Annotated in this window: 17 protein-coding genes and 4 pseudogenes; 9 read left to right on the top strand and 12 right to left on the bottom strand. The window is 60.1% G+C overall.

Annotation, left to right across the window (positions count from 1 at the left end; translation table 11 throughout):
• Positions 1 to 14 precede the first annotated feature (14 nt).
• On the top strand, positions 15 to 773 hold the full coding sequence (locus tag NKI17_RS18460; protein ID WP_352692235.1) for a tyrosine-type recombinase/integrase: 759 nt from the start codon (positions 15 to 17) through the stop codon (positions 771 to 773).
• Between the two features lie 28 nt (positions 774 to 801).
• Here the strand turns inward: NKI17_RS18460 and NKI17_RS18455 are convergent, their stop codons facing one another.
• The 3 genes from NKI17_RS18455 to NKI17_RS18445 are packed head-to-tail and all read right to left on the bottom strand — an operon-like array spanning position 802 to position 2,742.
• The gene (locus NKI17_RS18455) at positions 802 to 1,281 is read right to left on the bottom strand and encodes a hypothetical protein (protein WP_352646951.1); all 480 of its coding nucleotides are present in this window, start codon (positions 1,279 to 1,281) and stop codon (positions 802 to 804) included.
• Complete coding sequence (locus NKI17_RS18450) at positions 1,265 to 1,618, bottom strand: STAS-like domain-containing protein (RefSeq protein WP_352646953.1); 354 nt, start codon at positions 1,616 to 1,618, stop codon at positions 1,265 to 1,267. The genes NKI17_RS18455 and NKI17_RS18450 overlap by 17 nt, the downstream gene beginning before the upstream one ends.
• Positions 1,615 to 2,742: a hypothetical protein gene (locus tag NKI17_RS18445; RefSeq protein ID WP_352692236.1), complete on the bottom strand. Its 1,128-nt coding sequence runs from the start codon at positions 2,740 to 2,742 to the stop codon at positions 1,615 to 1,617. Before NKI17_RS18445 ends, NKI17_RS18450 begins: the two co-directional genes overlap by 4 nt.
• A 132-nt stretch (positions 2,743 to 2,874) precedes the next feature.
• Here NKI17_RS18445 and NKI17_RS18440 point away from each other — a divergent pair.
• Positions 2,875 to 3,125: pseudogene (locus tag NKI17_RS18440) on the top strand (DUF2285 domain-containing protein).
• 279 nt (positions 3,126 to 3,404) lie between these two features.
• Here NKI17_RS18440 and NKI17_RS18435 read toward each other — a convergent pair.
• Positions 3,405 to 3,854: a hypothetical protein gene (locus NKI17_RS18435; RefSeq protein ID WP_352906496.1), complete on the bottom strand. Its 450-nt coding sequence runs from the start codon at positions 3,852 to 3,854 to the stop codon at positions 3,405 to 3,407.
• Between the two features lie 100 nt (positions 3,855 to 3,954).
• Positions 3,955 to 4,767: a thermonuclease family protein gene (locus tag NKI17_RS18430; RefSeq protein ID WP_352828441.1), complete on the bottom strand. Its 813-nt coding sequence runs from the start codon at positions 4,765 to 4,767 to the stop codon at positions 3,955 to 3,957.
• 152 nt (positions 4,768 to 4,919) lie between these two features.
• Between NKI17_RS18430 and NKI17_RS18425 the strand changes: the two genes are divergently transcribed.
• The gene (locus NKI17_RS18425; protein ID WP_352646961.1) at positions 4,920 to 5,126 is read left to right on the top strand and encodes a KTSC domain-containing protein; all 207 of its coding nucleotides are present in this window, start codon (positions 4,920 to 4,922) and stop codon (positions 5,124 to 5,126) included.
• 397 nt (positions 5,127 to 5,523) lie between these two features.
• Positions 5,524 to 6,417, top strand: a complete 894-nt coding sequence (locus NKI17_RS18420) for an ATP-dependent DNA ligase (protein WP_352906495.1) — start codon at positions 5,524 to 5,526, stop codon at positions 6,415 to 6,417.
• Between the two features lie 190 nt (positions 6,418 to 6,607).
• Here NKI17_RS18420 and NKI17_RS18415 read toward each other — a convergent pair whose 3' ends face one another.
• Both NKI17_RS18415 and NKI17_RS18410 read right to left on the bottom strand, forming a co-directional pair.
• On the bottom strand, positions 6,608 to 6,808 hold the full coding sequence (locus NKI17_RS18415) for a hypothetical protein (RefSeq protein ID WP_352692240.1): 201 nt from the start codon (positions 6,806 to 6,808) through the stop codon (positions 6,608 to 6,610).
• A gap of 31 nt (positions 6,809 to 6,839) precedes the next feature.
• Positions 6,840 to 7,036, bottom strand: a pseudogene (locus tag NKI17_RS18410) (hypothetical protein).
• A 402-nt stretch (positions 7,037 to 7,438) separates the two neighbouring features.
• Between NKI17_RS18410 and NKI17_RS18405 the strand changes: the two are divergent.
• Positions 7,439 to 7,921: a hypothetical protein gene (locus tag NKI17_RS18405; RefSeq protein WP_352906493.1), complete on the top strand. Its 483-nt coding sequence runs from the start codon at positions 7,439 to 7,441 to the stop codon at positions 7,919 to 7,921.
• 127 nt (positions 7,922 to 8,048) lie between these two features.
• Here NKI17_RS18405 and NKI17_RS18400 read toward each other — a convergent pair whose 3' ends face one another.
• From NKI17_RS18400 to NKI17_RS18385, 4 genes are all read right to left on the bottom strand, one after another.
• Positions 8,049 to 8,741: a glycine-rich domain-containing protein gene (locus NKI17_RS18400; protein WP_352828437.1), complete on the bottom strand. Its 693-nt coding sequence runs from the start codon at positions 8,739 to 8,741 to the stop codon at positions 8,049 to 8,051.
• Positions 8,741 to 9,247, bottom strand: coding sequence for a hypothetical protein (locus tag NKI17_RS18395; RefSeq protein WP_352906491.1), 507 nt, complete (start codon positions 9,245 to 9,247; stop codon positions 8,741 to 8,743). Before NKI17_RS18395 ends, NKI17_RS18400 begins: the two co-directional genes overlap by 1 nt.
• A 90-nt stretch (positions 9,248 to 9,337) precedes the next feature.
• On the bottom strand, positions 9,338 to 9,565 hold the full coding sequence (locus NKI17_RS18390; protein ID WP_352692245.1) for a hypothetical protein: 228 nt from the start codon (positions 9,563 to 9,565) through the stop codon (positions 9,338 to 9,340).
• Entirely contained in the window at positions 9,562 to 10,068 is a 507-nt protein-coding gene (locus tag NKI17_RS18385) for a hypothetical protein (RefSeq protein WP_352692246.1), read from the bottom strand. The genes NKI17_RS18390 and NKI17_RS18385 overlap by 4 nt, the downstream gene beginning before the upstream one ends.
• Positions 10,069 to 10,336: 268 nt before the next feature.
• Between NKI17_RS18385 and NKI17_RS18380 the strand changes: the two genes are divergently transcribed.
• The gene (locus tag NKI17_RS18380) at positions 10,337 to 11,794 is read left to right on the top strand and encodes a toll/interleukin-1 receptor domain-containing protein (RefSeq protein ID WP_352692247.1); all 1,458 of its coding nucleotides are present in this window, start codon (positions 10,337 to 10,339) and stop codon (positions 11,792 to 11,794) included.
• 354 nt (positions 11,795 to 12,148) lie between these two features.
• Here the strand turns inward: NKI17_RS18380 and NKI17_RS18375 are convergent, their stop codons facing one another.
• Positions 12,149 to 12,547 (bottom strand): hypothetical protein, encoded by a 399-nt coding sequence (locus NKI17_RS18375; protein WP_352906490.1) that lies wholly within the window; start codon positions 12,545 to 12,547, stop codon positions 12,149 to 12,151.
• A 32-nt stretch (positions 12,548 to 12,579) separates the two neighbouring features.
• On the opposite strand from NKI17_RS18375, the pseudogene NKI17_RS37005 reads away from it, so the two are divergent.
• The 3 genes and pseudogenes from NKI17_RS37005 to NKI17_RS18360 all read left to right on the top strand — a co-directional run.
• Positions 12,580 to 12,915, top strand: a pseudogene (locus tag NKI17_RS37005) (IS66 family transposase); the annotation flags it as partial.
• Between the two features lie 308 nt (positions 12,916 to 13,223).
• Positions 13,224 to 13,412, top strand: a complete 189-nt coding sequence (locus NKI17_RS18365; protein WP_128178386.1) for a hypothetical protein — start codon at positions 13,224 to 13,226, stop codon at positions 13,410 to 13,412.
• A pseudogene (locus NKI17_RS18360) lies at positions 13,399 to 14,389 on the top strand (recombinase family protein); the annotation flags it as partial. The gene NKI17_RS18365 and the pseudogene NKI17_RS18360, both read left to right, overlap by 14 nt.

The raw sequence follows: 14,389 nt of genomic DNA, 5'->3' as shown, positions 1-14,389 counted from the left end.
CCTGGCGCGACGGCATGGTTTCGGCGCAGAAGCGGTTGCGCACCGGCAAATTCGCCAAAAAGGCAAATGTCGTTACCGTCGATCTGTCGGACCCGGAAACTATCCGCCGCCGCCGGGACTCAGCCAACCGAACGCTGACGACGTTGAAAGCCGCGCTCAATTGGGCGTTCAACAATCGGCTAGTTACTGATGACGCTGCGTGGCGCCTTGTGAAGCCGTACCGCGGCACGACTGCCGCGCGGGTCCGCTTCCTTTCGCCGGCTGAGCAGAAGGCGTTGATCGCCGCCAGTAACGGCGCAATTCGCGATCTCGTGTCGGCCGCCCTGGTGACTGGCGCCCGTTTCGGCGAGCTCGCCCGGCTGCGTGTGTCGGACTACGACGCAGCCAACAAGTCTGTCTTCATTGCCGAGAGCAAGAGCGGCAAGCCGCGGCACATCCCATTGCCTGCCGGCGGCGCCGAGCTATTCGAAAGGCTTTCTCGCGACCGTCCCGGCACCGACGCGCTGCTGCGGCAGGAAAGCGGCGCGGCTTGGGCGCCGTCCACATACAATAGGCCGTGGAAGGCGCTGCTCGCTCGGGCCAAACTGTCAGACGTGACGCTGCACGAGATCCGGCACACCTATGCCAGCACGATGGTCCGCAACGGGGCGCCCCTGATCGTCATCGCCGAAGCGCTCGGCCATAGCGATACTCGAATGGCCGAGAAGCACTATGCACACTTGGCGCCTTCCTACGTGGCCGACACGATCAGGCGGCTAGCGCCTGATATCTGATAGCCCGATCGGACGGACGAACCGGGCCTCAGATATCCAGGTACGGAAAGTGGAACGCCTTTCGCTCGTAGTTCACCTCTCGAAACGCAATCTTGAGCTTTGAGGCCGTGGAACGAATCTCAAGCACCCTGGTAGGGTCGGGCTGGCGTCCCTTCACATCAAAATCATCGCCGCTAGTGGCTTGCCTAAAATTCAGGAAGGCGGAATTGACTCTAGTGTGCGAGTTCTTGACGCGCGTAGTGACGAAATTCGCGAAAACATTGATGTCGTGTAGGCTGACGATTGTATTTTCCACGTCTGGCGACAAGGGGTCGCCCGGCAGCATCCAAACGGCCGAAGCTTTGGCTGCGCATTCCGCGGTCATTTGCTCAAGTTCCGCAAGGGTGGCGTCAATCATCTGCGTGTTCGATGTGAAACGCTGCTGAATGGCCAATCCAGTTAAACCGACCAAACCAGAAGCTACGCCGCCGAGCACGGAGATGAAGAAGGTTTCAGCGCCGTCCGCCATCGCTCGCTTTTCTGACATGAAATTCAATATCTGAAATATACACAGCGAAGTCCGGCGATGCATGAAGTTCAATGCGCTGGCGGAACTCTTCAGGCGACCATTTCAGTTCGCGGGTCAAACCGCCGAAGGCCTCTTCCAAAAACGAAGACGGGTAACCTCTAGTCCCATCCATCTCAACGACGACGCGGTCGTTCGCGGCCAATGCGGGAAGCAGAAATTCCTCACGAAATTTCTGCCCCGATGCGGGGCCATCAGTGTAGTATCGGCCGCCGGGGGTCTTCGAAAACTGCTTGAGTATGTTGATCGTCGCCACCCGATTCTTCAGAGCCATCGTCATTTTGAAATGCTCCACTCAATCAGTGTGCCGCCCAAGGCCACCCTGTGGTTGGTCGTGGTTATCACACTATCTACGCTATCATAAACAGCCTCACCCGTCCCGCTGATAATTCGCAGGTATCCACGGTGGTGGTCGAGGATCCTCATCATCGTGGGAAGGCCGTTGCCACGCCCCTGGACCATGGTACGGGTGCGCCCGTATTCCATAGCGGCTTTGATCATCTGCGCATCATCGGTCGTTCCACCCAATGCAGTCAAAACACCGCGCACCCCTTCCCAAATCGTAGCCCGGGGCAAGGTGCGGGGAATTCCAACTCCCATGTCATAAACTGCTGCTGTGAGGGACTGCGAAGTTCGGTTATACGAACCGGACATAAACCACGTACCCGCAGGAACGCCGAACCACTCATCGGGTTCCAAATAGGCGTGTTGCTTAGAGTTCTTAAGAGCCTCAATGAGCCCGTCATAGATGAAATTGGCCGCATGTATTGGTCCGGAAATTTCCGCCAAATGTTCCAACAAATCGTCGCATTTGGCGCCCACCACATCAGTGTCACTGCGATATTTGAGGATTTCAACCAGGGGCGCTGCGGGCCGGCGCCGGATCTTTGGTTTGTTGGGGGTCTCAAGAAAATCGAACAGACCCAGGTTCTGGAAAAGATAATCAATTTCTGGATTCCAGAGGCTGTGTCTCAGGATGGCGAGCTTTCTCCCGATAAATTGCTGCCAACGGAATAACTCTGCCGCCAATACGAGGGCCGCCCCTGGCGAGGCACGTTGAAAAGCCTCGAAAGCAACACCCCTAGGGAGCTCAGATGGTATTTTGTCACGATAAATTTGGAAACGAAGATACGCGAAGAACGACGCGACCTGTTCATAGTTCGATCGAAGCGAGAAATCAGCAGGAGGTTGAATATACAGGTAGGGTTTGCGCCGACTGCCCCTTCTTACTTCCATTATAGGTGCAACGATGTCGGTTGCCGGTCTTGGCAATCTCGGATTGGCAGTCTCCGCAGGTAAGACTGTCGGAATACGGCTTCCCCCTGACGTTGCTGCTTTGCGGCGACGTTCATTGGCTGCTCTCAATGCATGCCAATTCTTCCAGACCTCGTCAGGTTTCTTCACTTTTCGTCACCCCCGCTGGACTGTTGAAATTAAACGCTCGGCAGAGTCAAGGAGGGGCTAACGCTTTTCCAAGCGGCTCAGAATTTCGCATCCGCGATTTGCAACACGGCTAACGGTCACTAGAACTTGGCCATGCGCAAACCCTTGTTTGACCCCGACGTCGCCGACGAGGCGCCCAATTCATCGGTCCTGACCGGCTACGACGAAGAATGCATGCTTACCTATATGAAGATGCGGACTGGCGCGAGGTCGCCAGGATCGTGCTGCACATCGATCCGGAGAAGGATCGTGCATTCCGGGCATGGGAGACACATCTTGCCCGCGCACGGTGGATGACGACGAATGGCTACAGATACCTCCTGGCCGGCGGCGCGCGGCACTGAAATCTCCCTCCTCGCCCGACAGTCGTTTAGGGATTACATATTGAGCAGCCGCGCATGTCAGCGCCATTGAGCTGGGTAGCTTTTGCGAATGCGGATTCTCGGTCAAATGGGCCGAGCCAGCGGCCGTTCCTGTCGCCCGCTCCGGCCTGCGTGCCTTGACCTCCGTTGCAGAAGCCACAGTCGGCTCTATGGATTCGCCCCCGATCGTGGGCCCAATTCTCGTAGATATAGTAATTCAATTCTCACCCCAGCTTGCCAAGCGTCTTGCTGGCGTTCGTTTCAGAAGACGTATTTTGCAGGCCAGCGCCAATCTGTCTGCGCTTTGCCCATGCAGTTGCTGTAGTCGACAAATTGACCGGTCGCGATGTCTCGACAAGCCCAAACAAGTTGGCTGTACTGGCTGTAGAATTCGTCCCAGTCAGCACCCTGGTAATAGTTCGGCCTGACATAGCCCCCACCGCCGCAGTTGTTATTCGAGCATACCACAACGGCCGCGCCCACCGCAGCGATTGCGACGCCGGCTGCGATCGCCTGGTTCTGCTTCCTGATCATGTTGGCGCACTGATCTAGCGTCACCGATCGGCGCGTTAGTTCAGCGTAAAGATCCTGCTGGAACGTCGCGTCCTTGGTAGACGCCAGCGTCCTGCAGAGCGCTGAAGTGCTGACTGCGCTCGGATTCTTCTTGAGCGACTGTTGCGATGTCGTGCACGAGGCGCTTGCAAGCGCCAAGACTACCGCAGCCGAAACTGCGGCTCGTCGACCGAGCCCCATTTCACCCTCCCACCCAATCACTCAGTTCCGCCAAACCCCTTCGGCGGATTGTCTTTCACTAACACAGCGTTTCGCACGCTACTCCATCGGCATCTCGGTCCAGCTTGCGGCCCCACGAACAGTTGCCAACATACCATTGGGCTTCATCGCACGTGCTGATCTGCGAGCACGTCCTCCGCGGCTCGCACGAATAGCTCCGCGCCACTTGCCGGCTGCCGATGATGCCGAGCGGCTGGCCCGACGGCGCCGCGCCATCCGCGTGCGCCGCGCGCCATTCCCAGGGCGCCTGAAACATTCCGACCCACAGACCGACCTTCGCCGCCTCTGTCTTTGCTTGCTGCTCCGCGTACGCGCCGTGGCTATAGCGCGGCCAATCCAGCGCCTGGCCGTGTTCCACCATCCATGAGGCGACACCGGAGCCGTCCACCCGCCGGCAGTCGCCGACAAAGCGGCCGTAGCGATCCCAAGTGACGAAACTGCATCGCACCGGCTTCGACGCGGCCAGGAACGTGTCCAGCGCGTTAGCGGCCCGGCGTCCGCACGGATACTCAGAACCCTTCGCGTCGTTGCAGTACTGCCGGCTCTCGGGCGCATCGATGCCGTTAAAGCGGATGCGCTGGCCGTGGATCTCGATCGTATCGCCATCGATGACAGACGCGACACCGGCGATCGGCGCCGGCTTTGATCCGATCCAGTTTGATACGTTGAGCTCGGGCACAGGATCGCTATGTTGCACGACGAACTGCGTCCCGTAGGCTGCCATCGCGGCCAAGGCCACGAACACGAGCCGCTTCGGAACGCCAGCCAGTTGGCGCACGCGCCCCGGCTTACGCCACTGGTCGGTTCGACCATTATAGCGAGACTTGCCCAACCCCTGTCTCCTCTTGAGGGGCAGAGTGCTTCTAATTGAGGGCCAAGTCCAGAGCCGACGGCGGTCGGGCCTCTTGGCCCGCGGCGCACCGCACTGACCCAGGAACGCGCCGGCCTCTCCGATCGTTGACTGCTTTTGATCGAGCCGCCGTCATGCCGTCCACCTCCATACGCAAAACGGAATACGACCCGGACAGCAAAATCCTCTCGGTGTGGTTCGTCGCCAGCGGCAAACGGTACGAATTCGAGGACGTGCCACCGGACACTTACGCCGAATTCCGAGCCGCCTTCGCGAAGGGTCGCTACTTCAACGACCACATCCGCAACAACTTTCGCTTCCGTCTGGTTGGGAGCGATTAGCTGCCCGGGACGCCTGGTCTGTCGGCGGCCGAATTCCGTCCTTCGCCGCGCCAACCGGCGGTTGGTAGACGCTTTGCCGCTGTTGCCCTAAGGTCACTTTCGGTCCGCGCGCACTTGGCAAAGCCCGACCCACGCCCACCCCGCCTGGTGCAAAGCGCTTGATCGGTCCCGCCGTTCTGGCAGTGCGGCGGGATTTTTTGCGGTCAGTTGGAACACCGGCGCGCGGGGAAGGTTCGGTGCACGCAGCAAATCCTTCCCCTCACACGATATTGCTGCAAGATCGGTAATGGCATCCGATCTGCCCGCGTCTCCTCCCCCCAGAGACGCGGGCTTTGAGCTTCGCGGAACCGAAACGTTCAAAGTTTATTGAATCGGGTTGGTGTGGCGTGGAGTTTGTATGAACGGGGCGAGGCTGGCGTTTATCCGTGCGATGGAGCCCAAGCTGGTCGCAAAGCCACCCGAGGGTGAACACTGGATTCACGAGATCAAGCTCGATGGCTACCGAACCCAGATCATCATAAGCAGCCCTGACGATATTCGCGCCTTCAGCAGCAGCGGAGCGGATTGGACGCGGAAATACACCGGCATCATCGAGGCCGCGCGGGATCTCGACGTCAAGAGCGCGATCTTTGAGGGCGAGGCGGTCGTCACGGGCGTGAATGGCCTGCCCGATTTCGACGCACTACAGAAAGCCGTCCACAGCGATCCCTACGCCACGATCCTCGGCGCCTTCGATATCATGCATCTTGACGGCCACGATCTGCGCGACATCGGATGCAAGGCGCGCCGGGAAATTCTATTTGGCATCATCAAGCCGAACAGCCGCATTCAGTTCAGCGAGGCTCTACCCGGTGATGCCAAGTCGATTTTCTACCTCGCTGACCAGGCTGGGCTTGAAGGGATCGTCTCCAAGCGCGCCGACAGCCCATATCGGAGTGGCCCGACGTCGAACTGGCTGAAGACCAAGAGCTGGACGGTCGAAGAATTCGAACTGCTCGGCGTCGAGCGAGAGCCGGGCAAGGCGGCGTTCGCCTTGCTGGCGCATCCCGACACCGGAAAGTATGTCGGTTCAGCTTTCATCTCGTTGGGGCGCGACATGAAGGAGCGGCTGTGGAAGCGGGTCATGGAACATGCCGGCCCACCTCCGGGCGGCATCAAGAAGCGACCGGCGACGCAGTGGGTTGAGCCAGGCGTAAAGCTACGGATCAAGTATCTTCGTGGCGAGCACAAGTATATACGCCACGCTTCGCTGCTTGGCTTCGGCGACGATCCGGAGCGTCCGGGAAAATAAGGGCCCGCCTGCCAAGTCCAGGAATGGCTGGCGGGCCCTATCAGCGCAATCCTTGTCTTGCGCCGAACTCTCCTCCCGGAGATGACGCTACCAACTGTGAATGAGCGCCGCGGTTCCTGACGCCGCCTGTGCAACGGACCATTGCGCAGACAGTTCAGACTAAGGTGCCTATCATCGGGGCTGGGCAACTTCAGTTCGGGCAGCGGGTCAGTCGCTCGACGGTGTCAATAATCGCCTTTGCCAGCGCCTCGCCCTCATGCACCGGCAGCGGTCCATAGAGCAGGTTCACTGCCTCCTCGCTCGGCAGAACGCCGGCTGGACAGGTGAGTTCGATCGCCATGCGAACGAGCTGCAGGCCAGTTCTTTCCCCGTAGATGTAGTTCTCATCCATCGCCAGGATACTGGCGCCCGTCCTGCGATCGTCAAGGCCGGCCGGCACGCATCATGGCGCGAGCGATGGCGAGCTGTGCCTCGACTTTGGCATTTTCCTTCTGGGTCATGTTGTCGGCGCGATGAGCCGCTTCAACGACCGCGTGATCTCCCCGCGCGTCCATCCCGCCTCGAGCATGCAATCGACGATCACCTGAAAGCCCGGTTCCATCGCCTCCTGGCAGTCGATCTCCCGGTCGACATACTCATTCTGTCGTTTCGGCGCTGACCATCCTTTGCCACGCTCCTAGAGATATACTTCGCCATCAGAACGGTGTTCAAAGCAGAACCAGTGCGATGGCTGCCGCGACTTGGCGAATCCCCATCCTGCATCTTTGCCACAGTCGGGACGCTCGCACCTGTGATGCTGAACGCCAGGCCGCGTGACGGGCTCTATTGCATCCGGCAGGCGGATAGGTTCATCGCTCATCGGGACGGGTTTCAGTGCGGCACGCAGGGCTTCTTTTTGCGATCTTTAGAGACAGTGAACAGAATGAGAACAAAATTGTCAAGAGCGCCTTGACCAGAGAGGAAAATGTTCCTTATTTCTGGTTCAACCTGAGGCGGGAAGGAGCGATGGCGAAGCGCCAAAATGGACGCTGGCCGGCGAAGCTATGGCAAAAACTGCGGAGGACAATTTCCGGATCGAGGTTTGGGATCGGGAGGAAAAGGCCCTTGTCGAAACCATCTGTCGATCGCCGGATTCAAGCGTCAGCCAAGCCGCATGGCAAGCCGCCATTCGGCGCCGGCCGGGGATGCTGCTGATCCACTACAACAGCCGGCATGTGATGAAAAGATTATCACGCCAGGCGAGCCCATGGTGTCACCGCAAGTGATAGTGGAAGGCAGCGTGCATGCCGGGCTCGATGTGTCTCTTGGCGATCTGCGCGAATGGCACAAGCTGCGTGCCTGGTGCAAAAACTGTTCGCATCATGCCGAGGTGAAGCCGGCCGGTCTGATCCGGCGTTATGGCAAGGATGCGCTGTTCAGCACGGTCGAGCGGGGTCTGTTCTGCACAAGCTGCGACAGAGGCGGTCCGGTCAGACTGGAGATTCACAAGCTCCCACTGAACTGACCGTTGCCGTCGTCACGGCCAATGGTGGCGATCGGTTAAAACACCAGAAACATGCCAGACGTGTCGGTCGAAACCGCCGGATTATATTGAATGATGATAAGGCCGCCGGTGCCCGCGCCGCTGGTGCCTAGACCATTTCCTCGCCCGCCGCCGCCAGCGCCATAGTTCCCGCCAGCGCCGCCACCTGAATTGCCTGACGCACCACCGCCGCCACCGCCAGAGCCAGCCGAGCCGCCTGCGGTAATGGAGAATTCGCTACCGGCACCACCAGCGCCCCCTGGGTTAGTAAATGTGCCGCCTGCGCCACCTGATCCCGCATCGCCGATCCACCGGTGCCGCCTGAAGCCGGGGTGACGCCAGTGTTACCGGCTCCATTCGTGCCCCCGGCACCGCCACCGCCCGCGCCACGCTTAGACCCGGCGGACTCACCCGTACCGCCGTTACCGCCATTGAATTTCGAACCGCCGGCGGGAACCGTCGACGCTGCCGCGGTGCCGCCGGTGCCTGCCGCTGTCGTCGCGCTGGCGCCAGCCGTGCCGCCTTTGGCGATGAAGGCACTGGCATCAAACGTGGTGTCTCCACCCGCCGAACCCGCCGCACCGGCGTCACCAAGCGCGTAAGAGATGGGGCCGGCCCCGCTCAGGGCATAATGAGTCTTGAAGCAGCAGGCGCCACCGCCACCGCCGCCGCCCCCGCCGCCGAACGCACCGCCACCGCCACCGCCACCGATAACCACGATCTGGTTATCCGCGCTGTTCCAGTCCCCAGGGACAACCCAGGATGTGCCAGAAGTGAGTGCGATCGTCTGGGAGTACGGCATCAGATATTATTCACCTTGGCGACCAAGTCCCACTTCGTGTCAGTCGTGTTGTACATAAAGCCGAGATACATGGTCTTGCTGAGGACGGTCGTTGCGGGGAGTGCGACATCGGTGCCCGCGCGATAAATGGAATCCCACGTCAAGGCGCGGGCGGTGCCGTTGTCCTTGACGCGAATGATCAGTTTCTGGCCGTTAGCTGGCGTGCCGGTCGGCGCACCGAAAGCCGCAGCGGCCGCCCGCGCGGTCAAAATATATTCATCGGTGTTGGTCGAATCCGGCGTAGGCGTCGCCGAACTGGCGGTACTGGCAATCCGAGGCAGAGGGCTGCCGCTTGGCCCCGTCGCACCAGTCACGCCGGTTGCACCGGTGATGCCTGTCGGTCCGGTGATGCCTGTCGGTCCCGTGACGCCGGTCGGACCGGTGGCCCCGACGTTCCCGGTGCGCTCGAACGACACGGCGGCGGGATCGCTGTTCGAAAACGTGCCGCCGGACGCTACATGGGCCACTGTGAATTGATCCCAAGTGCCGCTTGTCTGTCAGCGCGGCCGTGATCTGAACCTGGAGGAAAGTCGCAGGCGTGCCGATCTTGCGGATCGTCACCAGGCCACGCGCGCCGTGGTCGTGCTGTCACCCCAAAGCGCGATCGACGTCGCAATGGCGTTGCCGTCGTTGTCGTTCTCGGAAATGTAGAGCGCCGTTGCCGATGTCAGGGTGGCGTTATTGATGCGCAGCTTGCCGGTCGTCGGATCGGCCGCTGTCGTGCCAGTGTCCCACAGAAAGCGCAGTCCGGCATCGCGGCCGATGAGGCCAGTGGGGCCGGTCACGCCCGTTGCTCCGGTAACGCCAGTTGGACCTGTTGCACCCGTAATTCCAGTCGGGCCTGCGACACCGTCGCGCCGGTCGGGCCGCCAGCAGGACCGGTTGCGCCGACGACGCCGGTTGGACCTGTCGGACCAGTTGCTCCGGTGACGCCGGTCGGACCTGTCGCGCCAACGCCGGTCGCTCCGACAACGCCCGTGGGGCCGGTAGCACCGGTGATGCCAGTCGGCCCTGTAGGGCCGGTGGCCCCGACACCAGTCGGGCCGGTCGGCCCTGTGGGTCCGGTTGGGCCGTCGCCGCGCAGTAGCGCCAGGACGGAAGGGGAAAGGCTGTCGACCGTGACCTTTTCGTTCGGCAGCGCGCCGTCACTGCGGCGTACGTCGGCCAAAGCGTCGATCGTCTCGTCAATGCTGGTGACGAGTTCGGCAAGAACATTGTCAAGCTGCGTGCCGTAAGGCAGGTAGTACTGGTAGCTGAATTCGATGACGGGCTTTTCGGGAGCAGCCATTTGATGCACCAGAACGTCGTCTTCCAGATAGCATCACGGCGCAGGAGCAGCGCTCCGCACTCAGATTTCAGATGCTTGTTGGAAGCCGTTGACGTTAGCCCCGGTGGGATCCGAAGCGGTTGGTGCAGTTGCCCGAGTCTGCGATTGTTCCGGCGCGATAACTCTACCCGATTTGGGCTCGGAAAACTAGGCTAGTCTAGGCGAAACTGCGATTCGCCGTCGACATAGACATGGCACCGCAAAAGGCAGTTCGAGCAGGAGATAGCACTTGGCAGAGGCTTCAGCACAACCACCGAGATGCTTTATCTCCTACAGTTGGACGAACCCTGATCACGAGGAATGGGTTCTTCAACTGGGGACCGAGCTTCGTCAAAGCGGCATCGACGTCGTTCTCGACAAGTGGGATCTTCGCGAGGGGCAAGATCCGCACGTTTTCATGGAGGCGATGATCACTGACGACACGATCACCAAGGTGCTTTTGGTTTGTGACGCTAAGTACGTGGAACGGGCAAATGAGCGAAGCGGTGGCGTTGGAATAGAGTCTCAAATTATCTCGCCAAAGGTCTATGCGAGCGCCAAGCAGACCAAATTTGTAGCGGTGGTCCGGGAACGTGATGCGGATGGGAGGGCGCTCTTACCCGCCTACTATGGTTCGCGAATTTACATAGATTTGAGCGCCGACGACCTCTACCGGCAGAACTTCGAACAGCTCGTTCGGTGGATTTTCGACAAGCCTGTTTATGTGAAACCCGCGATCGGAAAGCCGCCCGAATTCTTCGATGAAAACAAACCGAAGCTGTTTGGAAACGCAGCCGCTTACCACTCTGCGATGGATGGTCTGAAAGCGGGCCGTCCGAATTTTAAGGGTGCAGCCGAAGATTACCTCGCCAGCGTGCTCGAAGGCTTGGCAGCCTTTCGAATTCAAGGGCAGCACGAATTGTTGGACGAAGTCATTTTTCAGTCGATTGAAAGTTTGACCCCTTGCGAAAATCAAATTCTCGCCCTTCTGACGACGCTTTCGAGCTACCGATCAGATGAAGACGCGTTCCATATGACAGATCGATTTTTTGAGGCGCTGCTAGCGTTCAACGAAGCGCCGGAGAGTGCCCGCGATTACACGGAATGGCATTTCGATAATTTTAAGTTCTTCAGCCACGAATTGTTTCTGTCCTTTGTGGCGTTCTTGGTGAGACGCGAGAATTTCGAGTTTGCGGCTCACCTTCTGTCGAATCGATACTATCACCCAAGCCGTCACGGCGGGCCCAAAAGCGCTTCCTTTGCTCATTTCTGGGCGGGTATGCCTTCGCTCAACGGAGGCCGAAATAAGCGATTGGAGTTACGACGAGTGTCTGTGCATGCCGATCTGTTGAAAGAAAGGTGCGTCGGGAAACCGTTCTCTTTTGAGCAGATGATGCAGGCCGATTTCATCCTTTATCTCCGCGACCAGATAGATCGCGCACGGGCAAAGAACGATGGCGGGCGTCGAATGTGGTGGCCGACAACTCTACTCTACCGGCACGATTATGATGGAGCCTTTGAGGTGTTCGCCCGCAGCGAATCGAGCGCCTATTTCGACAGGGCGAAGATGCTACTTGGCGTCCAAAGCAAGGGAGAGTTGGAGCGGTTTATCACTGATCTTCCGGAATCGAGATTGCCTAGGTGGGACTATACAACGCTTGATATTCCGGCTGCTTTTGGCTTGGAGTTGCTCGCCTCGCGGCCTTAGCCGGATCGGTACTACTCCCCTCCGCTTCGCGTATCAAGAGTCCCGCCAGTTTCGGCGCCGGTGCGCGCCAGTCGGCGACGCATCGCCGCCCTGGTCGGCATTTATCGACCGATTGAATTCCGTCGCGCTGCCGATGGCGTTTTCGAGTTCAGCAGTGTTGCGCATAATAGACCCACTGCGCGACGCACTAGAGGTCATTCGACATACAAAATACTGTCTGCTACGTTCGCGCGATGGGGATTCTCATAACGCTCATCCTGATCTGCATCGTCGGAAACGTGCTGTACTTCGTGTTCGGGCCGCTGGCTGAGAGCATCCGTGATCACTGGCGAGTGAAGCGGATGCGCCGCAATCTCAGTGCCTCTGCCCGGCTGGATCGAAAATAGTCCCACCGCTCTCGAGCGCAGATCGCAGCAACGCTTCCGACACGCTGATCTGCGGGCTCCGCTGCGTGGCGGCGCGGATCATCTCCACTGAGCTCGGGCCGGTGAACATGTCCGCCAACGTCTTCAAGTTGCCGTGCCATGCCGCACGCCGTGTAGCATCGCCCGCCCGCGTCAAGTAGCTGGCGCCAAGCGATCTGGCCATATTAAACAAGGCCACCGACGGCGATGCTGTCCCGAGAGATTCCTTAATCGAGTGATTGAACGCCGTGGCACTGCCGACTTGCTCTCGGCGGCCCGTCGCCTGAAGCACGTCAAGAAGTTCCGGCATCGACAGAGATGCCTGCTTGTTCGGCAACTCGCGCAGCACCGCGTCGAGTACTGCCGCGCGTGTGTCGTTGCCGCCGCAAGTTCTACGAACTGCATGCCGCAGGCTCCTCCGTTATCGCCTCGCAGACGGTGGCGCAGATGGCCCCACTGTGGGCCGCCGAGGAGGCCGTACGCGGCCAGGACCCGGCAGTACGGATTACTGCGCGTCAGGAGAAATCCGCCGCCATCGTTGCCGCTCTCTTTGCGCTGTGGGAAAAGGAGCTGCCCAAGCTGTCGGGAAAATCGAAGCCCGCCGAGGCGATCCGCTATGCGCTCGGCCGGCGTGGCGCGCTCGAGCGCTTCCTCACCGACGGCCGCATCGAAATCGACTCCAACACCGTCGAGCGCGCCATCCGGCCGCAGACCATCTCGGGGTCATTCTGCCCATGTTGGGCAGGAGGTCGAGGTCCATTACCGTTGGCACCCGTATTTCGGACATCGGCTTCGCTGCGAGAACAGCGAAGAGCGCGCCAACGGCCGGATCATTCATCTCGTCGTCGCGCCCGGGCATGTCATTACCGCTCCGGCCTGGATGATCGATCCCGTGGCTTGCGCGGCGATGGACCTGGGCTCCCCGCGCGTATCGCTTGCCGCGCTGCTTGAGCTTCACAAGCTCTTGATCGAACGCCGTTTCCGGCGAGGCTGTCCGGATGGTTTCACCATCGCGGAGGCGCAACATGAGAACCCTGCCACCACCGACACGATCTCTCGTGGTCGTTCGCCAACTCAGCTTGCCGCTCGACTCGCAGAAGCTGAACGGGCTGAGTTCAGCGCAACGGACCATAGTGATCGCCCGGCTCGCCAATGTATTGATGGCCGCCGCCGGCGTGGCAACGGAGGAGGAGAGCTGCGATGACGAGCGGTAATCTGATTCCGACTGCCGTCCTCAAGCGCAAGGCTGTCGTCTATGTGCGTCAGTCCACTCAGGCGCAGGTCCAGCTCAACCTTGAGAGCCAACGTCGGCAATATGAGCTTGTCGACGTCGCGCGGCGCTGGGGATTCCGCAAAGTAGAGGTGATCGACGAGGATCTGGGACGAACCGCAAGCGGGGCTGTGGAGCGTCCCGGTTTCGAGCGCCTGGTCGACGATCTGTGCACCGGCCATGTGGGCGCCGTGCTTTGCCTGGAGGCGTCCCGCCTGTCGCGCAACGGGCCGGACTGGCATCGGCTGCTCGAGTTGTGCGGCGAAGTTGATGCACGCGTGATCGATCTGGACGGAGTCTACGATCCGGGATTGCCGAACGACCGCCTGCTGCTCGGTATGAAGGGCAGCATCAGCGAGTTCGAGCTCGGCGTGCTGCGTGCCCGCATGTAAGAGGCCGCCCGCGCCAAGGCACAGCGCGGGGAACTGCGCATCTCCGTACCTTTCGGCTATGTCTGGCACCGCGATTACGGTCTCGGGTTCGATCCCGACATGCGCCTGCAGGAGACCATTCGCCTGATATTCGCGCGCTTCCGCGAACTCGGCAGTGCGCGCCAGGTCCTGATCTCGATGATCGACGATGACGTGCATTTCCCCAGACCCTCCGACGGCAACAAGATGGTGTCCTTCGACTGGGTTCCGATCCGCTACCGCAACGTGATCTCGATCCTGAAGAACCCATTCTACGCCGGCGCCTATGTCTATGGTAAGAGCGAGAAGCGCACTGAGATCGTCGATGGCCGCGTTCGCAAGAGCTATGGCCATTATAAGCCGGCTAGCGAGTGGGCGGTGGTGCTCAAGGACCATCACGAAGGCTACATCGGATGGAGCGAGTACGAACGGAACCAGGAACTGCTCGCGGCCAACGCTTATGGCAAAGCCGGCGGCGTCAAGTCGGGCCGCGGCGGTCGCGCGCTGCTCC

Source organism: Mesorhizobium sp. M0816 (assembly GCF_040320005.1).
GTDB lineage: Bacteria > Pseudomonadota > Alphaproteobacteria > Rhizobiales > Rhizobiaceae > Mesorhizobium.
The sequence above is the reverse complement of the archived record's forward strand: the minus strand, read 5'-3'. Positions and strand labels throughout refer to the sequence as shown.